Annotated in this window: 21 protein-coding genes; 9 read left to right on the top strand and 12 right to left on the bottom strand. The window is 61.9% G+C overall.

Annotated elements, in window-relative coordinates; all coding sequences use genetic code 11:
- Window positions 1-23: 23 nt before the first annotated feature.
- The gene (locus ACTRWK_RS10910; protein ID WP_005853514.1) at window positions 24-551 is read right to left on the bottom strand and encodes a hypothetical protein; all 528 of its coding nucleotides are present in this window, start codon (window positions 549-551) and stop codon (window positions 24-26) included.
- 153 nt (window positions 552-704) lie between these two features.
- Between ACTRWK_RS10910 and hemB the strand changes: the two genes are divergently transcribed.
- Together hemB and ACTRWK_RS10900 are read left to right on the top strand one after the other, a co-directional pair.
- A complete protein-coding gene (hemB, locus tag ACTRWK_RS10905; protein ID WP_132996611.1) occupies window positions 705-1703 on the top strand; it encodes a porphobilinogen synthase in 999 nt (332 codons plus the stop codon).
- Window positions 1704-1846: 143 nt separating this feature from the next.
- Window positions 1847-2413 carry a lipid-binding SYLF domain-containing protein gene (locus ACTRWK_RS10900; protein WP_005853509.1) on the top strand — a complete coding sequence of 189 codons (567 nt, stop codon included), beginning with the start codon at window positions 1847-1849 and terminating at the stop codon, window positions 2411-2413.
- Window positions 2414-2458: 45 nt separating this feature from the next.
- On the opposite strand, the gene ACTRWK_RS10895 is transcribed toward ACTRWK_RS10900, so the two are convergent.
- Window positions 2459-3331, bottom strand: a complete 873-nt coding sequence (locus ACTRWK_RS10895; RefSeq protein ID WP_037944263.1) for an NAD(P)-dependent oxidoreductase — start codon at window positions 3329-3331, stop codon at window positions 2459-2461.
- A 98-nt stretch (window positions 3332-3429) separates the two neighbouring features.
- Between ACTRWK_RS10895 and ACTRWK_RS10890 the strand changes: the two genes are divergently transcribed.
- Window positions 3430-5898, top strand: coding sequence for a penicillin acylase family protein (locus ACTRWK_RS10890; RefSeq protein ID WP_289081111.1), 2469 nt, complete (start codon window positions 3430-3432; stop codon window positions 5896-5898).
- Entirely contained in the window at window positions 5895-6458 is a 564-nt protein-coding gene (locus ACTRWK_RS10885; RefSeq protein WP_037944262.1) for a pseudouridine synthase, read from the top strand. The genes ACTRWK_RS10890 and ACTRWK_RS10885 overlap by 4 nt, the downstream gene beginning before the upstream one ends.
- A 58-nt stretch (window positions 6459-6516) precedes the next feature.
- Here ACTRWK_RS10885 and ACTRWK_RS10880 read toward each other — a convergent pair whose 3' ends face one another.
- From ACTRWK_RS10880 to trkA, 5 genes are all read right to left on the bottom strand, one after another.
- Window positions 6517-6918 (bottom strand): DUF2177 family protein, encoded by a 402-nt coding sequence (locus ACTRWK_RS10880; protein WP_132996613.1) that lies wholly within the window; start codon window positions 6916-6918, stop codon window positions 6517-6519.
- Between the two features lie 112 nt (window positions 6919-7030).
- Window positions 7031-8329: a GTPase HflX gene (hflX, locus tag ACTRWK_RS10875; protein WP_165934311.1), complete on the bottom strand. Its 1299-nt coding sequence runs from the start codon at window positions 8327-8329 to the stop codon at window positions 7031-7033.
- Window positions 8326-8565 carry an RNA chaperone Hfq gene (gene hfq, locus ACTRWK_RS10870; protein ID WP_005853497.1) on the bottom strand — a complete coding sequence of 80 codons (240 nt, stop codon included), beginning with the start codon at window positions 8563-8565 and terminating at the stop codon, window positions 8326-8328. Before hfq ends, hflX begins: the two co-directional genes overlap by 4 nt.
- A 141-nt stretch (window positions 8566-8706) precedes the next feature.
- The gene (locus tag ACTRWK_RS10865) at window positions 8707-10242 is read right to left on the bottom strand and encodes a TrkH family potassium uptake protein (RefSeq protein WP_005853496.1); all 1536 of its coding nucleotides are present in this window, start codon (window positions 10240-10242) and stop codon (window positions 8707-8709) included.
- A 34-nt stretch (window positions 10243-10276) separates the two neighbouring features.
- Entirely contained in the window at window positions 10277-11653 is a 1377-nt protein-coding gene (trkA, locus tag ACTRWK_RS10860; RefSeq protein ID WP_005853494.1) for a Trk system potassium transporter TrkA, read from the bottom strand.
- Between the two features lie 154 nt (window positions 11654-11807).
- On the opposite strand from trkA, the gene ACTRWK_RS10855 reads away from it, so the two are divergent.
- Window positions 11808-12278 (top strand): hypothetical protein, encoded by a 471-nt coding sequence (locus ACTRWK_RS10855; protein WP_005853493.1) that lies wholly within the window; start codon window positions 11808-11810, stop codon window positions 12276-12278.
- A 9-nt stretch (window positions 12279-12287) separates the two neighbouring features.
- Here ACTRWK_RS10855 and ntrX read toward each other — a convergent pair whose 3' ends face one another.
- From ntrX to dusB, 5 genes are all read right to left on the bottom strand, one after another.
- Entirely contained in the window at window positions 12288-13700 is a 1413-nt protein-coding gene (ntrX, locus tag ACTRWK_RS10850; RefSeq protein WP_037966344.1) for a nitrogen assimilation response regulator NtrX, read from the bottom strand.
- Complete coding sequence (locus ACTRWK_RS10845) at window positions 13693-15915, bottom strand: sensor histidine kinase NtrY-like (RefSeq protein ID WP_462843928.1); 2223 nt, start codon at window positions 15913-15915, stop codon at window positions 13693-13695. The genes ntrX and ACTRWK_RS10845 overlap by 8 nt, the downstream gene beginning before the upstream one ends.
- A gap of 132 nt (window positions 15916-16047) precedes the next feature.
- Window positions 16048-17421, bottom strand: a complete 1374-nt coding sequence (locus tag ACTRWK_RS10840) for a response regulator (RefSeq protein WP_289081112.1) — start codon at window positions 17419-17421, stop codon at window positions 16048-16050.
- 2 nt (window positions 17422-17423) lie between these two features.
- Window positions 17424-18515 (bottom strand): two-component system sensor histidine kinase NtrB, encoded by a 1092-nt coding sequence (locus ACTRWK_RS10835; protein WP_005853487.1) that lies wholly within the window; start codon window positions 18513-18515, stop codon window positions 17424-17426.
- Window positions 18515-19501 carry a tRNA dihydrouridine synthase DusB gene (dusB, locus tag ACTRWK_RS10830; RefSeq protein ID WP_184582104.1) on the bottom strand — a complete coding sequence of 329 codons (987 nt, stop codon included), beginning with the start codon at window positions 19499-19501 and terminating at the stop codon, window positions 18515-18517. Before dusB ends, ACTRWK_RS10835 begins: the two co-directional genes overlap by 1 nt.
- Window positions 19502-19683: 182 nt before the next feature.
- Between dusB and ACTRWK_RS10825 the strand changes: the two genes are divergently transcribed.
- From ACTRWK_RS10825 to ACTRWK_RS10810, 4 genes are all read left to right on the top strand, one after another.
- A complete protein-coding gene (locus ACTRWK_RS10825; RefSeq protein WP_184582107.1) occupies window positions 19684-20826 on the top strand; it encodes a bifunctional 2-C-methyl-D-erythritol 4-phosphate cytidylyltransferase/2-C-methyl-D-erythritol 2,4-cyclodiphosphate synthase in 1143 nt (380 codons plus the stop codon).
- A complete protein-coding gene (locus ACTRWK_RS10820; RefSeq protein ID WP_168592102.1) occupies window positions 20823-21320 on the top strand; it encodes a phosphatidylglycerophosphatase A family protein in 498 nt (165 codons plus the stop codon). The genes ACTRWK_RS10825 and ACTRWK_RS10820 overlap by 4 nt, the downstream gene beginning before the upstream one ends.
- Window positions 21313-21780 (top strand): CinA family protein, encoded by a 468-nt coding sequence (locus tag ACTRWK_RS10815; protein ID WP_289081113.1) that lies wholly within the window; start codon window positions 21313-21315, stop codon window positions 21778-21780. The genes ACTRWK_RS10820 and ACTRWK_RS10815 overlap by 8 nt, the downstream gene beginning before the upstream one ends.
- 160 nt (window positions 21781-21940) lie before the next feature.
- The gene (locus ACTRWK_RS10810) at window positions 21941-23122 is read left to right on the top strand and encodes an ammonium transporter (protein WP_289081114.1); all 1182 of its coding nucleotides are present in this window, start codon (window positions 21941-21943) and stop codon (window positions 23120-23122) included.
- The last annotated feature ends 46 nt before the right edge of the window (window positions 23123-23168 follow it).

Here is a 23168-nt window from a genome sequence, read left to right as displayed (position 1 = left end):
ACCTGTATCCGATCGCGGTTTTTTCAACCGCCAAACGGACCTGTATAAAGGTTTTGGTACATGCCCCACATCGATGTGATGAAAATCGAAATCATCCCGATGATCTGGGTATAAAGACGGTGACGGTTCAGCCGTTTGATCAGGCGGTCGCCGGTGCCGGAATCCTCGCGGATCTGCTGCGCGGTCGACACGCTCAGCACCCCTACCAGACACAGCGGAAAGGCCAGCAACAGTACGGCCTGGGCGAATTCGAACCGGTAGAAAACCGCCAGCGTAAAGAGCATCGTCATGAAAAAGCAGGTGAACCCCAAAATCCAGATGCCGGACACTTGGGTGATATATAGAATACGGTTCACGTTGATGCGTGCCATATCCTCCAGGTCGACCAGCGCCTGTTCACCGTTGCGCCGCGCGCGCAGCACCATATCAAAGGGCACGCCCAAGACCCAATGGCTGGCAGAAGACCAGATCACAGCAACGGCGATCCAGTACCACAGGTTGGAAAACGACCGCATGTCGATGACTTCGAAAATTGTCTGATAGAGGGTCAAGGTGCGCTCATCTTTGAAGTGAAATCATTGTGTTCAGACGTGCTGCCCTACAATCGTCTGCCTGTCATAGCGGCGCGTTCGCGAAATTCCTAGCCTTGAGCCGTGCAAAAATACGTGGCAAGCCTTGCCCGATAGCATCTGAGGTATTTTTGCATGAGACCCCAACAAGCCCCCTTTCCCGCCACCCGCCTGCGCCGCACCCGTCAATCCGAGGGCGTCCGCGCATTGGTCCGTGAAAATGCGCTGTCCTTGGGGGATCTGATCTGGCCGGTATTCGTGCGCAGCGGTGAGGGCGTGGAAGAGCCCGTCCCCTCCATGCCCGGCGTCTATCGGCGCAGCGTTGACAAGCTGGTCGATGCCGCGCGCGAGGCTTCTGATCTGGGGATCGGGGCGATGTGTATCTTCCCCTATACCGGTATCGAGGACCGGACAGAGGATTGCGCCGGCGCCTGGGATCCTGAAAACAACGCCAACCGCGCCCTTCGCGCGATCCGCGAGGCGGTGCCCGATATGGTCCTCATGACCGATGTCGCGCTGGACACCTATAATATCAACGGCCATGACGGCTTTGTCGAAGACGGGATCATCGTCAACGACCGCACGGTCGAGGCATTGGTCAAGATGGCGCTGGCGCAGGCCGACGCGGGGGCCGATATCATCGGGCCGTCCGATATGATGGACGGGCGCATCGCCGCGATCCGCGCGGGCCTTGAAGGGGCGCGCCATTCGGATGTGATGATCATGAGCTACGCGGCGAAATACGCCTCGGCCTTCTATGGTCCGTTCCGCGATGCTGTGGGGGCATCGGGGGCGCTGACCGGCGACAAGAAGACCTATCAGATGGATTACGCCAACAGCAACGAGGCGATCCGCCTGATCGAGCGTGATCTGCGCGAAGGGGCCGATATGGTCATGGTCAAACCCGGCATGCCGTATCTTGATATCTGCCACCGCGTGAAATCCAGCTTCGGGGCGCCGACCTTTGCCTATCAGGTGTCGGGTGAATACAGCATGGTGAAAGCCGCCGCCCAGAATGGCTGGATCGACGAAGACCGCGTGATGATGGAAAGCCTGATGGGGTTCAAACGTGCGGGCTGTGACGGCGTCTTGACCTATTTTGCCCCCGCCGTGGCGCGGTTGATGAACGGATAACGCGGCTTCGATGCGCAATTAACACGCCAATTGTGGCAGATCACCGCCGATTCAAGCCCTAAATTCGTGACACCCGCGGGTTTTGAGCATAAGATCGCGCAGAAACCGGATGAACCGGCACAGGCAATTACAGGCAGAAGACTATGACAAACAACACTTTCTCGCGCCGGGCTTTCGCTTTGGGTGCGATTGCAAGCGCGGGTGCCGTTGCGGCATGTGGCAACGGTGTCGGCAGCCGTGGCAGCGGGATGATCGACGCCCGCGTCGATGCGACGCTCAATGCGATGTACCGCAGCTTCCCCAACACGCGGCAACTGGCGGAAAAATCCAACGGTATGCTGATCATGCCGCTGGTGACCGAGGCCGGCCTTGGCTTTGGCGGTGCCTATGGTCGTGGTGCGCTGCGGGTGAATAACGTGACTGTCGACTATTACTCGGTCACCAAGGCGACGGGCGGATTACAGATCGGGGCGCAGCAATATGCGCATGTGCTGTTCTTCATGACCGAAGCCGCGCTCAGCGATTTCCGCCGCTCCCCCGGTTGGGCTGCGGGTGCCGATCTGGAATATGTCATCTCGGATCGCGGCGAAAGCGTCGAAGCGGATACCACAACCGTGCTTGCCCCCGTGCTGGCCGCCGTCTTTGGCCGCGCCGGTCTGCGTATCGGTGCAACACTGGAAGGCACGAAATATTCGCGCATCATTCCTTGAGCAAAACGCCCGATCCGCACCATCGCGGATCGGGCAGCTTTGGGCTTAACCCAAGGCGTTCAGACGTTTGAAAAGCGCCGACGTGTCCCAACGTCCGCCCCCCATTTTCTGCACATCCTTATAGAATTGATCGACCAGCGCCGTGACAGGCAGGCTCGCGTCGATCTCGTTGCCGGTGTCCAGACAAATCCCCAGATCCTTGCGCATCCAGTCCACGGCAAACCCGTGGTCGAATTTATCGTCCAGCATTGTCTCGTAGCGGTTGGCCATCTGCCAGCTGCCTGCGGCACCCTGGCTGATCACCTCGACCACATCGCGCCCGTCCAATCCGGCCTTCTGGGCGAAATGCAGCGCCTCGCTCAGGCCCTGCACCAGACCGGCAATGGCAATCTGGTTGCACATCTTGGTCATCTGGCCGGCACCACTGTCGCCAAGGCGACGGCAGATCTTGGCGTAAACCTCCATCACAGGCAGCGCTCGATCAAAGGCCCCGGAATCGCCACCGCACATGATGGACAGCTGGCCATTCTCTGCCCCCGCCTGCCCGCCAGAAATCGGCGCATCGACAAAGCTGATCTGGCGCGCATCCGCCGCCGCGTGCAACTCGCGCGTAACCGCTGCCGAGACCGTGGTGTGATCGACAAAAATCGTGCCCTCACCCATGCCGGCAAAAGCGCCGTCGTCGCCAACGCAGACGGATCGCAGATCGTCATCATTGCCGACGCAGGAAAAAACGATCTCTGCCCCTTCAGCGGCGGCTTTGGGCGTCTCTGCCATCTTGCCACCGTGGGTTTCTGCCCAAGCGCGCGCCTTCTCTGTGGTGCGGTTGTACACGGTCACGTCATGCCCCGCTTTTTGCAGATGCGCGGCCATTGGCGCACCCATCACGCCCAATCCCAAAAATGCGAGCTTTGCCATCGTCTTTTCCTTGTCATTCAGTTGCGCTATTGCCTGAGAGGAACCTATCACCCTGCGCGCATTGGTCAATCGCGCGTAGATATACCCAGGAGCGTGACATGGCAGTGGTTTTTCGGTGGCTGATGCGAATTGCAACGCTCTTGGTGGTGCTGGCGGTGATTGGTGTCGGCGGTGCCTATTGGCTGGCCTCGCGGTCGCTGCCTGACTACGACGATACGGTCCGCGTGCCCAACCTCGGGGCCGAGGTGGAGATCGTGCGCGACAACGCCAATGTGCCGCATATCTTCGGGGAAAGTGACCAAGATGTGTTCTACGGGCTGGGCTTTGCCCATGCGCAGGACCGTCTGTGGCAGATGATCACCATGCGCCGCACGGTCCAAGGCCGCTTGTCCGAGGTTTTCGGCACCACCACCGTCCGTATCGACCGTCTGCTGCGCCGCTTTGATCTTTATACCTTGTCGGTGCAGTCGCTTCAGGCGCTCGACCCCAAGACCCGCGCAGCGCTGGATGCCTATGCCGCCGGGGTGAATGCCCGGCTGGATCAGATCAACACCGAAGCCCTGGGTCGCGGTGCCCCCGAAATGCTGCTGTTTGATGCCCCTGTCGCCCCCTGGCGCGCCGCGGATTCCGTCGCGCTGGTCAAGCTGATGGCGTTGCAGCTGTCGGGGCATCTGGATGCCGAGGTCAAGCGCGCCCGCACCTCGCTGGCGCTGCCCGATCAAAAGCGCCTGTCCGATATCCTGCCCGACGCCCCCGGTAGCGGCATCGCCGCCCTGCCCGAATATGCGCAGCTTGCCCCCGGCCTGCCGCAGTTCGCTGCCAATATCCCGCTTGATCCCTCTCCGCTGTCACCGTTCAAATCCTTTGATCTGGCGGGTGCCTCTAACGCTTGGGCTGCCGCACGGGATCGTTCTGCCTCGGGCGGGACGCTGATCGCCAATGACCCGCATCTGGGCTTCACCGCGCCGACCATCTGGTACCTCGCGCGGCTCGAGTTGCAATCAGGCGGTGTCATCGGCGGCACGATCCCCGGTATCCCCGTGGTGCTGACAGGGCGCAGCAGCGCGCTTGGCTGGGGGATCACCTCATCCTATGCCGACGATCAGGATGTCTATATCGAAGGGCTGAACCCCGACAACAGCGAGGAATACCGCACCCCCGACGGGTTCAAGAAATTCGCCAAACGCGCGTCGATCATCACGGTCAAGGATGCCGATCCGATCACGCTGACCCTGCGCTGGACCGACAATGGGCCGGTGCTTCCCGGCAGCCACTATAACCTTGCCGCGATCACCCCGCCCGGTCATGTCGCCGCGCTGAACTGGACCGCGCTTGACCCCGCCGATACCTCGATCGCCGCGGCCATGCAGCTGATGGAGGCCAAGACCGTCGAGGAAGGGATCACCGCGGGCGAGGCCTATATCGCGCCGTCGCAAAACCTGACGCTGGTGGATGTGAATACCATCGCGATGAAAACCATCGGCGCGCTGCCCGCCCGCGACGCCGCGCATCAAAGCCAGGGGCGCATGCCCACACCGGGCTGGATCGCCGCGAACCGCTGGCAGGGCCGCCTGCCCTATAGCGCAAACCCCGAATTCCTGTCGCCCCGCGGCGGGATCATCGGCAATACCAACAACAAAACGGTGGACCGCCCCTTCCCCAACCACGTGTCCTTCCTTTGGGGCGATACGCAACGCATCCAACGGTGGCGCAACCTGATGCAGCGCCGTCAGGTGCACACGCGCGACAGCTTTATCGAGGCGCAGCTGGATACGGTCAGCTTCACCGCACGCTCTCTGCTACCGCTGATCGGGGCCGAGCTGTGGTTCACCGGCGAAACCGCGCCCGAAGGCACGTCTGAGCGCCAACGCCAACGCGCGCTGACCCTGCTTGCCGGCTGGTCGGGCGAGATGAACGAACATCTGCCCGAACCGTTGATCTATGCCGCCTGGCTGCGCGCCTTGCAGCAACGGCTGATCCAAGATGAGCTTGGGGCCCTGGCGGAGGAATTCGATCATGTCGATCCGCTGTTCATCGAACGTGTTTTCCGCGATGTGGACGGTGCGGCCGCATGGTGCGACGTGCTGCAATCCGCCCCGAAAGAGACCTGCCCCGACATGGCCCGCATGGCGCTGGACGACGCGCTGATCTGGATCAACGAAACATGGGGCACCCAGCTGGAATCCCTGCGGTGGGGCGACGCACACCAAGCCACCCACGACCACCAGACCTTGGGCGAAGTTCCCGTGCTGCGCTACTTCATGAACATCCGCCAATCGACCTCGGGCGGTGACAACACCCTGCTGCGCGGCCGCACCCGTGGCACGGGGCCGGACCCTTTCGCCAATGTCCACGGCGCAGGCTTTCGCGGGGTTTATGACTTCGCCGATCCGGATTCATCGGTGTTCATCACATCAACGGGCCAATCGGGCCACTTCCTGTCGCATCACTACGACGATCTGGCACAGCTCTGGCGGCGCGGCGAATACATTCCCATGTCGCTGGACGAAGAGCTCGCCCGCGCCGCCCCCGTCGGCATCACCAAGCTGGTACCGGAGGCAGAATGAACCGCGTGATCCTTTTCAACAAACCCTTTGGCGTCTTGTCCCAATTCACCGACAAGGGCACCGAAGGCTCGCCGCGTCCGACCCTGTCGGCCTATATCGATGAAAAGGGCTTCTACCCCGCCGGACGGCTGGACCGCGACAGCGAAGGGCTGATGGTGCTGACCGATAGCGGCCCGCTGCAAGCCCGTATCTCGCATCCGAAATATAAACTGGCCAAAACCTATTGGGTGCAGGTCGAGGGCACGCCGGATGAACAAGCCCTCGCCGCATTGCGCAGCGGTGTCACGCTCAAAGACGGCAAGACCGCCCCCGCCAAGGCGCGGCTGATGGACCCGCCCGATCCTCTGTGGGACCGCGACCCGCCGGTGCGGTTTCGCAAATCCGTCCCTGATGCCTGGCTCGAGATCACGATCACCGAAGGTCGCAACCGTCAGGTGCGGCGCATGACGGCCCATGTCGGCCTGCCGACACTCCGCCTGATCCGCGCGCGCGTCGGCGACTGGGAACTACACAAGCTGCAACCCGGCGCATGGCGCTTCTCATCCGAGCTTGGCCGCTAATTCCAAATGGCCCAAAATCCCGGGGGGCTGGCCCCCCTTTTCCCCGCCCCCTGAACCGTCAGGAAAACAGCCGCGTGCCCCAGACCCCCAACGTGGCAGAGGTCCCGGTCAGCACCACCCCCCACGAGAAATCCGTCGCCACCATTTGCGGTGTCCAGTCTTTCAACGTCGCGAGGTTGGTGAACTCATAGGTGCCATAGCCCAAAGCCCCGATCAGCGCCGCATTGCCAAAGACCCACAGCAAGGATTTATCCTGTGCAATCGCGGGCCAGCTGACGAAATACAGCAGCACAGCGATATAGAAGGCATAGAAGACAAAGGCAGGCAAAAGCCGGAACTGGTCTAGCAGCAAGGGGCCGATATCACGGCTGAAAACCGGTTTGATCAGATAGCTCAGGCCCAGAAAATCGAGCCCCAGAAAGATCGCGAATGTCAGCACATATAGAATAATCAAAGTCATCGGGGGCTCCTGAAAAATCAACGCTCCCCAATCATATGCAGCAGCGCCCGGAAAATGCGACTTTTCCGGGCGTTTTTTATCTTATTTTAAATGGTCCCGGGACCTGCCGGCCTTACAACCGCTGGTATTGCGCTTCTTGCTGTGCCGACCAACGCACGATCAAGTTAAACCCGTCTTCGGTTTGGGTTTCCTCGATCACGACGTCCTGTTCGAACAGCCAGGCGCGCTTCTTGCCGTCGGCAAAGGCTAGCGTCAGCTCGGCTTCACGCACAGCACCTTGCAGCGCTTCGGCGATGACCGCTTGCAACTCCTCCAACCCCTCACCCGTGATGGCAGAGATGGCAAGAACACTGTCGTCGCGCTGCGCACGGGCGCGTACGGCGGCGGCACGGTCGTCATCCAACTGGTCGAGCTTGTTCCAGACCTCGAAGCTGCGCGTATCCTTGGGCACGCCCAAGGATGTCAGGATATCGCGTACATTGCGTGCCTGGCTTTCCGTCTCTGCATGAGAGATATCGCGCACGTGGCAGATGATATCGGCGGCCAGAACTTCTTCCAGTGTCGCGCGAAAAGCGGCGACCAGCTCCGTCGGCAGGTCAGAGATGAAGCCCACGGTGTCGCTTAGAATGATCTCTGGCCCGTCGGGCAGCACAAGGCTGCGCATGGTCGGGTCCAGCGTGGCAAACAACATGTCTTTCGCCATCACATCGGCACCGGTCATCCTGTTGAACAACGTCGATTTGCCTGCGTTGGTATAGCCCACCAGCGCCACGATGGGGAACGGTACCTTGGCACGCGCGGCGCGGTGCAGGGCGCGAGTCTTGACGACCTTGTCCAACTGCCGGCGCAAGCGCACCAGTTGTTCGTCAATGGCGCGGCGGTCCGATTCAATCTGGGTTTCACCGGGGCCCCCGACAAAGCCCAATCCACCCCTTTGACGTTCAAGGTGGGTCCAGGCGCGGACCAGACGCGTGCGCTGGTAGTTCAGCGCAGCCATTTCGACCTGTAGCACCCCTTCGCGGGTGGCGGCGCGGTCGCTGAAAATCTCGAGGATCAGACCGGTACGGTCAAGCAGTTTGACGCCCCATGCTTTTTCAAGGTTGCGCTGCTGGACCGGTGTTACCGGTCCATCGACCAGCACCAGTTCAACCTCGGCCTCTTCAAAGACAAGCCGAAGCTCCTCGATCTTGCCAGAGCCGAACAGCATGCCCGCGCTGACGGTGCGCAGGGGCACGATATTGGCCCCTTCCACGTCCAGATGCGGCAGGGCACGGGCCAAGGCAACGGCTTCCGCCAAGGCGGGCTCCGCGATGCGGCGGTCATTGTCTGACTTGATGTCAGGGTGAATCACCCAAGCCCGGGTACGCTTCGGGCCTGCGGTGTCATCAATTTGAAACGGAGGACGGCTCAATTAGCGTCTTCACCCTCGTATAGCGAGATTGGTGTGCTTGGCATGATCGTGGAAATCGCATGTTTGTACACAAGCTGCGATTGGCCATCACGGCGCAGAAGAACACAGAAATTGTCAAACCATGTGATGACGCCTTGCAGCTTCACACCGTTGATCAGGAAAATCGTTACCGGCACCTTTGTCTTGCGCACATGGTTCAGGAATGCGTCTTGCAGGTTTTGTCGGTCAGCCGCCATTGTTGGTCTCGCTCTTATTCTTGCTGTTGTTCTTGCTGGCAACCGCGGATCGGTTTACCCCTTCGGAAGACTATGAAGACCCGCGCACAGAGTTTCCACCCCAAAATGTCAGAACTGTTGCGCGCAAAGCCGCATCCCGTGTCACGCGCGCCACAGATCAGGGGTGAGCAGCGCAATAATCGCCAAAGTTTCCAGCCGCCCCAACACCATCGCCGCACATAGGATCATCTTGGCCCCGTCGCCCAGCTGGATCAACGCGATGGGGGCATCGGCGGCAAACTCCATCAACGGGCCGGTTGTCGCCAGTGTGGCCACCGACATCACCAGCGCATCGGCAAAGGGCGCGCCGACGAAGGTCAGCAGCAGGGTCACCCCCGCCAGCGACAGCGCGAAAAGCATAAAGAAGATCCAGGCGATGAATGCTCCGTTGCTTTGCAGCCGCCGCCCCGCTTGACCGGCACCTGATACAGAGTGCGGATGGACCAGCCGTTCCATCTCGCGGACGCCGTTGCGATACAGTGCAAAGACCCGCAACAGCTTGACCCCTCCGGCCGTGGTCGCCACCCCGCCGCCGATCAGCGCCAGCCCCATGAGGATCAGCCCCGGCGTCTCGAGCCCCGACCAGCTTTGCGCTTCGGCCCATGAGGCGCTGACAAATCCGGTGGTGGTCAGAAAGGAGGTGACTGTGAACATGGCCCCCCAAAACGCGCTTCCGGTCTCAAGTGCTTCGGCGCTTGCATCCACATCGAAAGCGCCAAGAAAATGGCGCACGAACAGCACCACAGGCACGCCAAGGATCAGCGCCAGTCCCATCCGGAATTCCGGATCGGTAAAGAGCCCCCCTTGCGTCGCCGTCACCGTGTCTTTGGAAAAGGTCAGCCGCGACAGCGCGAACAGCATGAACAGCATCATCATCGCCTCGGCCCCGAAACCGACACCGGTGTCATGCGTCCCCCCAAGTGGCGAGATGCCCGAGGTCGCCAGCACCGACATGGCATGGCACAGCGCGACCAGCGATCGGTCCCCATTGGCCAGCAGCAGCAGCCACAGCATCAGCGTCAGCGCCAGATAGGTGGGCGTCAGAGCCGCCGCGGACCTGAGCAACCGTTGGCGCGGGTCGATCTGGCCCATATTGCTGCGGCGTTCGTCCGGGTTGCCGGGTTCGGCCTGCGAGGTCACCTCGAATCCGCCAAGGTGTAAGGGGGCCAGAATGGCCGAGGCCGCGATCCACATCAGCAGGCCACCCATCCAGGCGACCTGCGCGCGCCACAGATGCAGCGTGTCACTGATCCGCCCGGGATCATCGAACAGCGTCGCGCCGGTCGTGGTAATCGCGCTGACCATATCGAAATAGGCGTGCAGGAACCGCGTGGTCGGCAGGGCCTCAAGAAACGGGATCGCCAGCAGCGCGGGCAAAAAGACAAAGCTGGAAAACAGCGACATCAACGGCCCCAAAGCCCCGTGCCGCGCGCGCCGTCCGGCATGGGCGACCGCAATCAGGGTAAAGATAATCACCCCCAGCAGCCCCGAATAGAAAAACGCCCGCGATGCCAGATGGTCTTGGGTGGTCAGCGCAAAGATCGCCGGGAAGATCGTCGAGGCGCTGAACACACCGAAAATCAGCAAGAACAGCGGCAGTTCAAGGATCTCGCGGCGGATATAGGATTTGCGTCTCACGTGCGGCGCTCCGATAATTTGGACGCAGGCACCATCAGAAAAAGTCGATGGAGACCTGCATCAGCTGTTCGACCTGCGGCACGTCTTTGGCCAGACAGAACACAGCGATGACGTCGCCTTCTTCGATGCGTGTGGTGCCAAGGGGGCGCATGACCTCGTCGCCCTTGCGGACCATGCCCATCAATGCCCCTTCGGGGAAATCAATGTCGGACACACGTTTGCCCGCAATCGGAGAGGTCGATAGCACCTCGGCCTCGATCACCTCTGCCTCGGCGTCGCCGATGGAATAGACCGACCGCACCCGCCCGTGACGGATGTGCCGCAGGATAGAGCTGACGGTGGTGGAACGCGGGTTGATATAGGCGTCGATGCCCAAAGGCTCCATCAGCGGGACCAGCGTGGGGTCATTGATCAGCGCGATGACATAGGGGCAGCCTTCGGATTTGGCGCGCACGCAGGCCAGCATGTTGGTCTTGTCGTCATCGGTGATCGCCATCATCGCATCGGCGCGGCCAATGCCCGCTTCGGCCAGCAGGGACGCGTCCAGACCGTCACCGTTAAGCACGATCGTCCGCTCCAACGCCTCGGCGGCGCGTTCCGCGATGCGGCGGTTCTTCTCGATCATCTTGGTGCGCACCCGCTTGCCGCGCGCTTCGAGGTTCTGGGCCACGGCCAGCCCGACATTCCCCCCGCCCACAAGCACGACACGTTCAAGCTTGCTGGTGGTCTTGCCAAAAATCTCGAGCGTGCGGGGGATGTCATCGCGGTGGCAGAAGACATAGCAGGCGTCACCGACAAACAGCTGGTCCTTGGATTCCGGCGCAAACAGCGTCCCATCACGGCGCACCCCGACGACAACGGCGCGCAGCGTCGAGAACAGATCGGTCAACTGTCGCAGCGGCGTGTTCACAACCGGGCAGTCTTCGTCGATCTGGATACCGATCAGATGCGCCATCCCGTCCATGAAGGTCTCTGTATCGAAGGCCGCCGGGGCCGAAAGCCGCTGCAACGCCGCATTCGCCACCTCTTTTTCGGGCGAGATCACAACGTCGATCGGCATGTGATCGCGACGATAAAGATCGGAATAGATTGCCGTCAGATAGGATTGGCTACGCAGTCGCGCGATCTTGCGGTTGATGCCAAAGACCGAGTGGGCCACCTGACAGGTGACCATGTTCACCTCGTCCGAATGGGTGGCGGCAATGATCATCTCGGCATCGCGGGCCCCGGCGCGGTCCAGCACGTCGGGGTAGCTTGCAAAGCCGGCGATCCCTTGCACATCCAGCGTATCGGTGGCGCGGCGCACCAGATCGGCGTTGCTGTCAACGATTGTGACGTCGTTGCGTTCGCCCGAAAGATGGCGGGCAATCTGCCACCCGACCTGCCCTGCGCCGCAAATGATCACTTTCATAAATGGGGTTCCTTTGGCGTGAAGCCTTGCCTTGCGTCACCAGCTGGGGCGTACCCGCGTGACCCGTGATATGCCAGTGATTTGAATGACAGATGGCTATGCAAGGGTCAATTCAAATGTCAGACTTGCTTCCATAGCAAGACGGGGGGCGCATATGCGGAAAACGGCATTGATCATCTGGGGTGGCGTGGCACTGGCAGCCTGCGCACCGTTGAACACCTACTACAAGCCCGGTGCCACTGTCGCGATGGTCGAACGGCAGACCACGCAATGTCAGGTCGATGCCTTGGCGCAGGTGCCTGTGGCGCTTCAAACCGTGCGCACCCCGCCCCGTTTCATCCCGCCGCGCCGCGTCTGCCGGTCCGATGGCCGTTGCACTTCCCGCGCGGGATATTTCGAGCCCGGGCAGACCTATACGGTCGATCCCAGTGCCGATCTGCGCAAAAGGGTTGAAACGCAATGTATGGCCGATGCCGGCTTTGCGCCGGTGTCGATCCCGCAATGCCCCGCTGGCATCGCCAAGGCCGCGCCGCAGGGGCGCACGACCGCCCTGCCCGCGCTGACCGAAAACGCCTGCGTGATCCGCAATGACGATGGCAGTTTCCAGATCGTGACGCGGGGGTAGCGAGCGGGGTCAGCTATCGGCTGCCCCGTCATCATCGACATGCGCCACCCGCGTGCCCGACTTGGCCGAGGTCACCACCCCGAGACTTTTGAGCTTCCGGTGCAGCGCCGACCGTTCCATGCCGACGAAATTCGCGGTGCGGCTGATGTTGCCGCCGAACCGGTTGATCTGGGTCAGCAGGTATTCGCGTTCGAACGCCTCGCGCGCCTCGCGCAGGGGCAAGGTCGCCAAGGCACCAGACAGCACCACGCGGCCCTCCTCGTCGGTGGTTTCTTCCTCGCCCGGCAGCTCGCGCGCTTCGATCGGGCCGGTGCCGTCGCCAAGGATCAGCACACGTTCCACAAGGTTCTTGAGCTGACGCACGTTGCCCGGCCAGACCATCGTCTGCAGCAACGCCTCTGCATCGCCCGAGAATTCGCGCAGCGGCAACCCCTGCGAGGCGTTGAAGTCCGCGATAAAGTGGCGCGCCAAGACGGGAATATCCTCGCGGCGGTCCTCTAGCGACGGGACAGAGATCGGCACGACGTTGAGCCGGTGAAATAGTTCCTGCCGGAAGGTGTCCGCTTTAATCGCGGCATCCAAGTCCTTGTTTGTGCTGGATATGACGCGTAGATCGACACGCACCTTGTCGTTGCCGCCGACGCGGGTGAATTGCTGGTCCACCAGTACACGGAGGATTTTCGATTGTGTCCCCAGCGGCAGATCGGCCACCTCGTCAAAGAAGATCACCCCGCCATGCGCCTGTTCCAGCAGGCCCGGCTCTACCCCACGGTCGGGGGTTTCGCGGCCAAACAACACTTCTTCCATGCGGTCCGGCGCCACACTGGCGCAGTTGACCGTTACGAAGGGGGCGGAGGCACGGTTGGAATTGGCATGGATATAGCGCGCGGCGATCTCTTTGCCCGCCCCCGCAGGGCCGCGCAGCATCACCCGACCGTTCGATTTCGTGACCTTGTCAAGCTGCCCCATCAGCGTTTTGAAGGCGGTCGAGCTGCCGATCATATCGGTGCTGGCGACCTCGCGGCGTTTGAGGCTGTGGTTCTCGCGACGCAGGCGCGAGGTTTCCATCGCGCGGCGGATCACCACCATCAACTGGTCGATATTAAAGGGTTTTTCGATGAAGTCATAGGCACCCTGCTTGATCGCCGCGACCGCGATTTCGATGTTCCCATGCCCCGAGATGATGACAACAGGCACATCCGGATTGTCCCGCTTTACCGTTTTCAGAATGTCGATCCCGTCCATCCGGCTGTCTTTCAACCAGATATCAAGGATCATCAGCGCCGGCGGTTCCGCGTTGATGGCCGAGATCGCCTCGTCCGAATTGCCGGCCAACCGCGTGACAAAGCCCTCGTCTTCCAGAATGTCCGAAATCAACTCGCGGATGTCGCGTTCGTCGTCAACGATCAGGATGTCACTCATTATGGGTCTCCAGTTCTGGGGTTCCGGTGGGGGCAGCAAGGGGTAGCGTGATAACCGCCATTGCGCCGAAATGTGTTTCGCCCGCGAAGACCGGCGCGTTTTCCAACGACAACGTCCCGCCGTGTTCTTCGATGATCTTTTTCACGATGGGCAGGCCAAGGCCAGTCCCTTCGGATCGGGTGGTGACATATGGCTCGAACAGTCGCGCGCGGTCTTCCGGCAATCCGATGCCATTATCCGCTATGGTGATTTGTAGCGCCGTTTGGGTTGTGGTCAACTGCACCTCGATGCGCGGGTCTATGTCGGCGTCTGGGTCATTTTGCTTACGGCTTTCAATGGCTTCGCCCGCGTTCTTAATCAAATTTGTTAAGGCTTGCGACAGCATTGTCTGGTCCACCCGCGCCAGTATCTCTTGTGTCGGCAGATTGGCGCTGATGGTCACGTCGGGCTGGCCCGACTGCTGCAACAAGACTGCGTCCTGCAGCACCTGAACGACATTCTGCACAGAGGTTTCAGGCTCTGGCATGCGCGCGAATTTGGAGAATTCGTCGACGATACGCCGCAGGTCGCCAGTCTGGCGGATGATCACGCCGGTCATCTGGTCAAGGCTGGCGGCGTCGTCGGGCAGCTTGGGGCCGAACTTGCGTTTGATCCGCTCGGCGCTCAGCTGGATCGGAGTGAGCGGGTTCTTGATCTCGTGGGCAATGCGCCGCGCCACGTCGCCCCATGCGGCCATGCGCTGCGCGCTTACCAGATCGGTCACATCGTCAAAGGCGACAACATAGCCCTCTAGCCGCCCGTCTTCGCTGCGCCGTGTGGCGACGCGCACCAGCAGATTTTCCATCTGCCCCTGACGCGAGACCTTGATCTCGCCCTGCGCGACCTCGTTCTGGCCTCTGACGACCGAATTGAACAGCGGGCCGAACTCCGGCACCGCGACAGAGAGCGCCAGCGATTGCTGGTCCTCGCTCCAGTCCAGCAGCCGCGCGGCAGACCGGTTGACGAAGGTCACCCGCCCTTCGGGGTCCAGCCCCACGACGCCCGAGGTGACGGAGCTAAGCACCGAATCGAACAGGCGGCGACGGCGTTCGATCTGACGGGTGTTATCCAGCAACGTTTCGCGCTGGCCTTTCAACTGTTTGGTCATCTGGTTGAAGTAGCGGCCAAGCATGGCGATCTCGTCATCGCCCTCTTCCTCGCGGACCTGAACCTCAAGATCACCGGCACCGACCTGCTGCGCCGCGCCGGTCAACCGACCCACCGGCCCTGACAGACGTTCGGCAAACCACAGCCCCAGCCAGACCGCTGCGAGAATCAGGATCACCGCAAAGCCCACATAAAGCAGCCCGAATTCGAACAGCAGCTTGCCGCGCTCGTTTTCAAGCTGTTGGTACAGCCGCACCGTTTCCTTGGTATCGTCCAGCAGCGACAGGATTTTTCCGTCCACATCGCGGCTGACGTAAAGATAGCGATCGACAAAGGCTTCCATCAGCACCAGCGCGCGGAATTCGTTGTTGTCCCAATCCTCGATCACCAGCGGCGCGCCGTCGAGCTCTTGTGCCTCGCGGATCTGTTCGGGTGTCGGTTCTTCGAAATCGAACAGATAGGACCGGTCGCCGCGCGCGCGGATCTGGCCGGTGCCATCGATCATATAGGCCTCGCGCAAGCCGCGCTGGATCAGGCGTTGCCCGTCCGCCAAAAGCTGGGTGTCAGGCACATCAACGCCCTGCGTGCGCGCTTGATCAATCGCACGGGCCAAGGCGATGGCATCTTCGCGCAGATCGTCGCTTTGCTCGTTCTCATAGGCTTCGGCAGCGGCCAGCGAATTGCCCACCACGGACCGCACCCGATCGGAAAACCAGCCTTCAAGCCCGACGTTGATCGTCAGCCCCGCGAAGATCGCAACACTCACCGTCGGGATCAGCGCCATCAGCGCGAACACCCCCGTCAGACGCAGGTGCAACCGGGAACCCGCCGACTTCGCCCGCCGCGCCGCCACCAGCCGAGCGACCTCGCTCAGCACAAGGGCGGCAACGAGCAGGATATAGACCAGATCGATCAGTAGAATGATGCGCAGGCTGGGGGTGTTTCCGCCCTGTTCAAGCGGGCCGAGCACCAGATAGGTGACAAGCGCCAGCACCGGCCCCAGAACCACAAGCCCCAGGGTCGCCAGATTGCGCACACGCCTGATCCGGCGCAGGCGCTCAAGCCGCATAAGATAATAGCTGCGTGACCGGGTAAGCACCCGCTATCCTCACCGATGATGTGATGCACCTATGCATCAACCGCCCATTTTTGTGGTCCTGATCCGGCTTTGAGGCTAGATGGCCACGGTTATGTGGCGCTTTTACATCATTTTTCGACCGCGTGTCACCTCAATATCGAGGTCCGTGATCTTTTTTCTCAGCGTATTGCGGTTGATTCCCAGAAGGTCTGCACATTTCGCCTGATTACCAGCGGTTGCGGCAAGGGCGATCTCGATCAACGGGGCTTCGATCTCGCGCAGGATACGGGCGTAGAGCCCGGGGGGCGGCAGCATGGATCCGTGCTGGTCAAAGTATCGCTGCAGGTGACGTTCGACCGACGCACCAAGCTTTTCGGTATTGGCCTGCGCGCGCAGCGGTTCGGGGTCGGGTTGCGCGCCCAGTACATGCTCTGCCTCGGATTGGGTGATTTCGGGCGCGCGGCTGGTCAGCGCCAACTGCCGCATCGCGTGTTCCAGCTGTCGCACGTTGCCGGGCCATTGATAGTTGGCAAAGACCTTCGCCGCCCCTTCGGACAGGGCGCGCGGCGCGGTATTGCCGGTTTCGGACCGTTCAAGGAAATGCGCGGCAAGCAAGGCAATATCATCCACGCGGTCGCGCAGCGCGGGCACATGCAGCGTCGCCCCCGAGAGACGATAATACAGATCGCGCCGTAGGGTGCCCGCCTTCATCGCGGCGGCCAGATCCGATTGGCTGGTGGCAAGGAACCGCGGCGCATGTTCACCGGGCGTGTCCATCATGCGCGCGATACGGGCCTGAATCTCTTCCGAGAAATCACCGATCTCGTCAATCAGCAGCGTCCCGCCGCGGACCCTCGCCAAGACACGTGTCGGGCCCTCAAGGTCTTGCAACTCGGCCGAGGTGACGGTGACAAAGGGCAGGTTCCGCCGGTCCGAAAAATCGTGGATCGCCTTGCCAATCAGCGACTTTCCTGTGCCGGATTCGCCCCAGATCAACACCGGTAGATCCGTGTTCATCACCCGCGCCACCACGCGGTAGAGCGCCTGCATCACCGGCGTGCGCCCCACCAGCGGCAGATCATCGCGGTCCCCATCGCTGTCAGAGCCGGTCTGCGCCGGACGGCGCGCCGGCCCGCTGCGCTCTAGCGCGCGGGCGGTGCGTTTCATCAGGTCAGGCAGGTCGAAAGGCTTGGGCAGGTAGTCATAGGCTTCCGCTTCTGCCGCCTTGATCGCGGTCATGATGGTGTTCTGCGCCGAGATCACGATCACGGGCAAACCGGGGCGGTCCTGCGCGATCTTGGGCAGCATCTCGAGCCCATTGCCGTCGGGCATCACCACATCCGAGATCACAACGTCGCCTTTGCCCTCGCCGACCCAACGCATCAGGGTGGTCAGGCTGGATGTCGCGTGCACCTTGCAGCCCGCGCGGGTCAGTGCCTGTGTCAGAACGGTGCGGATTGTGCGGTCGTCATCAGCGACCAGAACGGTGCCATCCATCGTCAATTCTCCTGATCGGAAGCGGTATTTTCAATTTGGGTCTTATCGGCCCGCGGCAGTGAGATGCGGAATACGGTCTTGCCGGGCACAGACTCCACCGTGATCCAGCCGCCGTGGTCGGAAATGATCTTGCTCACCAGCGCCAGCCCCAGCCCGGTGCCGTTCTCGCGCCCGGATACGAAGGGTTCGAACACGTCAGCGCGGATCGCCTCCGGTAGACCGGGGCCGTCGTCGATGACTTCGATCTGCAAGGGCAACGATTGCGCCGTGCCGTCGGATCGGCGCATGCGGAACGAATGTTCATAATAGCTGTGCAACCGGATCGTCCCGCCCGAGGGGCCCGCCGCCTCTGACGCGTTCTTGATCAGGTTCAGCACCACCTGCAGCAACTGATCCTTGTCGCCCAAGGCCGGCGGCAGCGAGGGGTCGTAATCCTCGATAATCTTCATGCGCGCGCCAAACCCCAGCAGCGCAGACCGGCGCGCGCGGTCCAGCGCGTCATGCAGGTTCACCGCCTTGCGTTCCGGCGGCATCAGGTTGCCGAATTGTTCGACCTGTTCCAGCAGCTTCACGATCCGGCGCGATTCCGCGACGATCAGATCGGTCAGCTCCAGATCCTCGGTGCTGAGATTCATGCTGAGCAGTTGCGCGGCGCCGGTAATCCCTGCCAGCGGGTTCTTGATCTCATGGGCCAGCATCTCGGCCATGCCGATGGCGGATTTGGCGGCGGATTTGACCGAATTATTCTGCGTCATCCGACCGGCCATCTCGCGGGGGGTGATCATCAGGATCATCTGCCCCGCCGCATCGATCAGCGGCGCGAAGTGCAGTGCGCATTGCACCGGCGGGCGTTGGCCGCTGCCGACATCCACATCGTTGACGAACAAGGGCGTGCCATTGTCGCGGGCGCGGGTGAACGCCTCTTCCAGAGGGGCGTCGACGGCGATCATGTCCCACACCGGCACACCGCGCACGGATTTTGCAGAGGCGTTCAGAAACCCTTCGGCTTCCGAGTTCAGCTCGGCGATCGTGTCGTCGGTATCGATCAGAATGGCGGGCACGGGCAGAGATGCGAAAACAGTATCCAGCGACATCAAGCGGCCTCCAACTGGTGGTCCGGCAGACAGGCGGACGGGATAAGGCGGTGCACCTCGGCGGGGCTGGCAGCGGTCAGTACCGCGCGACGCAGATCAGCGGGGGTGTTGCTGGTGTCCATGTACCACCCCAGATGTTTGCGCGCGACGCGCAGGCCAATCACCTCGCCATAGAACCGGATGATCGCCTCGTAGTGGTCGGATACCATGCGCGCGAAATCGGCACCCTGCGGGATGACCGGTGCGGGCGCGCCGAACAGATCATGGGCGACCTGAGCCAGCAGCCACGGTTTGCCTTGGGCACCGCGCCCGATCATCACACCGTCGGCCCCCGACTGCGCCAGCGCTTGTCGCGCGGCATCGGTGCTGATGATATCGCCATTGGCAATGACGGGAATAGAGACCGCCTGTTTGACACCCGCAATCGCGGCCCAATCGGCGGAGCCCTTATAGAACTGGCAGCGCGTGCGTCCGTGGATGGTGATCATCGTGATCCCCGCCGCTTCGGCCCGCGCGGCGATCTGTGGCGCGTTCAGCATATTGTCGTCCCACCCCAGCCGCGTCTTGAGCGTGACGGGGACGTTCACCGCGTTCACCACCGCCTCGATCAGGCGCAGCGCGTGGTCGGGCGTTTTCATCAACGCAGAGCCGGAATAGCCTTGGGTCACCTTCTTGGCAGGGCAGCCCATATTGATGTCGATCACCCGCGCGCCCTGCCCTTCGACCATCCGCGCGGCCTCGGCCATGGGGGCGGCCTCGCGTCCTGCCAGCTGTACCGCAGTGCCTTCGACGCCAAGCCCCAGTTCGGCCTTTTCCAGCGTCCCGGGGCGGGCGTTGATCATGTCGACGCTGGCAACCATCTCTGACACCACCAACCCTGCGCCAAAAGACGCCACCAATGTGCGGAACGGCAGATCAGTGATCCCCGCCATCGGAGCCAGCAAAACGGGCGGGTCGAGTTTGAAGGGCAGATCCGAGAGATCCAAACGCTTAATCCTTGTGCAATTGCCTTTGGTTTACCGAGGGGTGGGCCGAAACTCAATCAAACCAAAAGCTTTTGCTGGTGAGAAACTGACCTGTTGCCTAAAATTTAGGCATAGGGCGCGGACGATTGCACAGGCCGCTTCGCAGGCTTAGAACGGGGCGAGTTTATCAAAGGGGGCGCGCGATGGCGTCGACACCGAAAATCGCAGCGCTCATCGTGGCCGCCGGACGGGGCACCCGTGCGGGGGGCACCGTGCCCAAACAATGGCAGCCGCTGTGCGGGAAACGCGTGATCGACCACACGCTTGCGGCTTTCCAGCGGCATCCGCAGGTGGACCGGATCATCATCGTATTAAGCGCCAGTGACATGGCGCAGGCCGACGGGTTCACCGCGCAAGGCTGTCTTGTCGCAGAAGGGGGCGCGGATCGTGCAGCATCGGTGCGTAACGGTCTGGCGCTGCTGGGGGATGCGGATCTGGTGCTGATCCATGATGCCGCCCGCCCCTGTGTCACGCCGCAGATCATCGACGGTGTGATCGACGCGCTGGCCACAGATGCCGCAGCCGCCCCCGGCCTGCCTGTCACCGACGCACTTTGGGTCGCCGAAGACGGAGCCGTCGCAGGCACGCAGGACCGTACCGCGCTTTATGCCGCACAAACCCCGCAAGGCTTCGATGCGGCCACGATCCGCGCGGCCCATGCCGCCTTTGAAGGCATCGCCGCCGATGATGTAGAGGTCGCCCGCGCCGCCGGTGTTGCGGTTGCCATCACCCCCGGCAGCGTCGATAACCTGAAAATCACGGTGCCGGGCGATTTGACCCGCGCCGCCCGCATATTGGAGTCTTCGATGGATATTCGTACCGGCAACGGGTTTGATGTACATGCTTTCGGTCCGGGGGATCACGTTACACTTTGCGGCGTTGATATCCCGCATGATCAGGGGCTGGTCGGCCATTCCGACGCCGATGTCGGTATGCATACGGTCACCGATGCGATCTATGGCGCGTTGGCTATGGGCGACATCGGCCAGCATTTCCCCCCGTCCGACCCGCAGTGGAAAGGGGCGCAAAGCCATATCTTTCTGCGCCATGCCGCCGATCTGGCGCGCAGCGAAGGGTTCACCCTGACCCATGTCGATTGCACGCTGATCTGCGAATACCCCAAAGTGGGGCCTCATGCCGCAGAGATGCGCCGCGTGATGGCGGATATCCTGTCCATTGAGGAAAGCCGTGTGTCGGTCAAGGCGACGACCTCGGAACGTTTGGGGTTTACCGGCCGCGGCGAAGGCATCGCCTGCATGGCCACAGCAACATTGGTGAAACTATGACTTTGGCAAAGCTGATCGCGACCGTTCTGGGGGTGGGTTACATCCGCCCCGCCTCGGGCACCTGGGGGTCGCTGGTCGCGCTGCCCTGGGCCTGGCTGCTCCATGTCATCGGTGGGCTGCCGCTGTTGATCGCAGGCATCGTGCTTACCTTTGGCGCAGGTTGGTGGGCCACCGCACGCATGACCGCGGGAAGTGCGGATCATGATCCGTCGGAAATCGTGATCGACGAGGTTGCAGGCCAATGGGTCGCGCTGCTGCCGCTCAGCTATGCCAGCTGGACGATGGATATGAACATCCTTGTGATGTGGCCCGGCTGGATCGCGGCTTTTGCCCTGTTCCGTCTGTTCGACATCTGGAAGCCGCTGATCATCGGCTGGGCCGACCGGCGCGGCGATGCGCTTGGCGTGATGCTGGATGATATCTTTGCGGGCATTTTCGCACTGCTGGGGGTGATCGCACTGGCCGTGCTGTATCACGTGTATCTCTTTGCCTGATTTGCACGCCCTTCTGGACCGCGCCCGCGCGCGCGAGGTCATGATCGCCTGCGCCGAAAGCTGCACCGGCGGCATGGTCGCTGCCGCGCTGACCGAATTGCCCGGATCCTCCGCGATCTTTGACCGTGGGTTTGTCACCTATACCAATGCCGCCAAGATCGATCTTCTGGGCGTCAGCCCCGAGACGCTTGCCGCCCACGGCGCGGTGTCCGAGCAGGTCGCCCTTGAAATGGCGCGCGGTGCCTTGGCACGATCCGGCGCGCAGATCGCCGTGTCGATCACCGGTATCGCAGGCCCCGGCGGGTCAGAGCATAAGCCCGAAGGCCGCGTCTGTTTCGGCCTCGCCACGGCGTCCGGTATCACCACCCAAACGCAAGAGTTCGGCGCCTTGGGCCGCGATAAGGTCCGCCGCGCTGCCCGCGATTTCGCCTTGGGGCTGATTTTTGAGGCGATTGCATAACGCCCGCAAAGCAGGCGGCATGGCTAAATTGCTGCCTAAATATGTGGCGAATGTAGAAATGCCCGTTTAATCACCGGCTTTGCCCACATTTTAACTTTTGTCGCGCGCGCACATCCGTTTCACCCGTCTGCAATCAAAAACCTTTCGGGAGGAAACCAAGATGAACGCAGCTGATACGGCCTGGATCATGACCGCCACGGCCTTGGTCCTGTTCATGACATTACCGGGGCTCGCGCTCTTCTATGGCGGGCTGGTGCGCAGCCGCAACGTGCTGAGCGTTTTCATGCATACCTACGGCGTCGCCTGTCTGATGAGCGTGCTGTGGTTCTTCGCCGGATACTCCATCGCCTTTGGTCCCGACACATCGGGCCTCTGGGGCGGCTTGGGCAAGATCGGCCTGTCGGGCGTCACTGCTGACAGCCTGTCAGGCACCCTGCCCGAGATCCTGTTCTTCGCCTTCCAGATGACATTCGCAGTGATCACGCCTGCGCTGATCGTCGGTGCCTATGTGGAGCGTATCGGCTTTGGCTTTGTAATGCTCTTCTCGGGTCTCTGGATGCTGCTGTGCTACGCGCCCGTGGTGCATTGGGTCTGGGGCGGCGGTTTCCTGGCCGATGGTGGCATCTTTGGCGAGGTCGGCGTGCGCGATTTCGCGGGCGGCATCGTGGTGCATGAAACAGCCGGCCTCGCGGCGCTGATCCTCGCGGTCTTCCTTGGTCCACGTCTCAACCACAACACCCCGCCACATAACCCGGGCTTCGTGATGATCGGGGCGGCGATGCTCTGGGTCGGCTGGTTCGGCTTTAACGGCGGCTCGCAACTGGCCGCAGACGGAGGTGCGGCGATGGCGATCACGGTGACCCATATCTCTGCCGCCACTGCCTCGCTCACCTGGGCGCTGTGGGAGCGGATCAAATTCGGCAAGGCATCGTTGGTCGGCATCGTCACAGGCACCATCGCGGGGCTGGCCTCCATCACGCCTGCGTCGGGCTTCGTCGGCCCTTGGGCGGCGCTGCTGATCGGCGCGGTTGCCGGGATCCTGTGCCAGGAAGCGGTCGTCTTGATCCGCAACAAGGCCAAGATCGACGACACGCTTGATGTATTCGCGGTTCACGGCGTGGGTGGTATCTTCGGCACCATCATGATCGCTGCCCTCGGGGCGGGGTCCTGGGCCGCACAACTGGGGTCGCTGGCGATTGTCGGTGTCTATACCACTGTGGTGACCGTTGTGCTGGTGGTGGTCTGCAAGGCGATCACGCCGCTGCGTGTCAGCAAAGAGGTCGAGGTCAACGGGCTTGATCTATCCGTCCACGGTGAACGGGCCTATGATCTAAGCAGCTGATCGGGAAAACGCAGACCCACACAAAGGCCCCGCATCGGGGCCTTTG

The organism is Sulfitobacter sp. G5_S2_6_S6 (genome assembly GCF_054968505.1).
The sequence above is the reverse complement of the archived record's forward strand: the minus strand, read 5'-3'. Positions and strand labels throughout refer to the sequence as shown.

What these genes read in the sequence shown, in the direction of transcription:
- ACTRWK_RS10890 (WP_289081111.1), top strand. Translation starts at nt 3,430, where the DNA reads ATGGCAGTGGTTTTTCGGTGGCTGATGCGAATTGCAACGCTCTTGGTG.
- ACTRWK_RS10840 (WP_289081112.1), bottom strand. Translation starts at nt 17,421, where the DNA reads ATGGATGGCACCGTTCTGGTCGCTGATGACGACCGCACAATCCGCACC.
- trkA (WP_005853494.1), bottom strand. Translation starts at nt 11,653, where the DNA reads ATGAAAGTGATCATTTGCGGCGCAGGGCAGGTCGGGTGGCAGATTGCC.
- ACTRWK_RS10835 (WP_005853487.1), bottom strand. Translation starts at nt 18,515, where the DNA reads ATGTCGCTGGATACTGTTTTCGCATCTCTGCCCGTGCCCGCCATTCTG.
- ACTRWK_RS10895 (WP_037944263.1), bottom strand. Translation starts at nt 3,331, where the DNA reads ATGGCAAAGCTCGCATTTTTGGGATTGGGCGTGATGGGTGCGCCAATG.
- ACTRWK_RS10900 (WP_005853509.1), top strand. Translation starts at nt 1,847, where the DNA reads ATGACAAACAACACTTTCTCGCGCCGGGCTTTCGCTTTGGGTGCGATT.
- ACTRWK_RS10880 (WP_132996613.1), bottom strand. Translation starts at nt 6,918, where the DNA reads ATGACTTTGATTATTCTATATGTGCTGACATTCGCGATCTTTCTGGGG.
- hfq (WP_005853497.1), bottom strand. Translation starts at nt 8,565, where the DNA reads ATGGCGGCTGACCGACAAAACCTGCAAGACGCATTCCTGAACCATGTG.
- hemB (WP_132996611.1), top strand. Translation starts at nt 705, where the DNA reads ATGAGACCCCAACAAGCCCCCTTTCCCGCCACCCGCCTGCGCCGCACC.
- ACTRWK_RS10810 (WP_289081114.1), top strand. Translation starts at nt 21,941, where the DNA reads ATGAACGCAGCTGATACGGCCTGGATCATGACCGCCACGGCCTTGGTC.
- ACTRWK_RS10845 (WP_462843928.1), bottom strand. Translation starts at nt 15,915, where the DNA reads ATGCGGCTTGAGCGCCTGCGCCGGATCAGGCGTGTGCGCAATCTGGCG.
- ACTRWK_RS10855 (WP_005853493.1), top strand. Translation starts at nt 11,808, where the DNA reads ATGCGGAAAACGGCATTGATCATCTGGGGTGGCGTGGCACTGGCAGCC.
- ntrX (WP_037966344.1), bottom strand. Translation starts at nt 13,700, where the DNA reads ATGAGTGACATCCTGATCGTTGACGACGAACGCGACATCCGCGAGTTG.
- ACTRWK_RS10885 (WP_037944262.1), top strand. Translation starts at nt 5,895, where the DNA reads ATGAACCGCGTGATCCTTTTCAACAAACCCTTTGGCGTCTTGTCCCAA.
- ACTRWK_RS10820 (WP_168592102.1), top strand. Translation starts at nt 20,823, where the DNA reads ATGACTTTGGCAAAGCTGATCGCGACCGTTCTGGGGGTGGGTTACATC.
- ACTRWK_RS10825 (WP_184582107.1), top strand. Translation starts at nt 19,684, where the DNA reads ATGGCGTCGACACCGAAAATCGCAGCGCTCATCGTGGCCGCCGGACGG.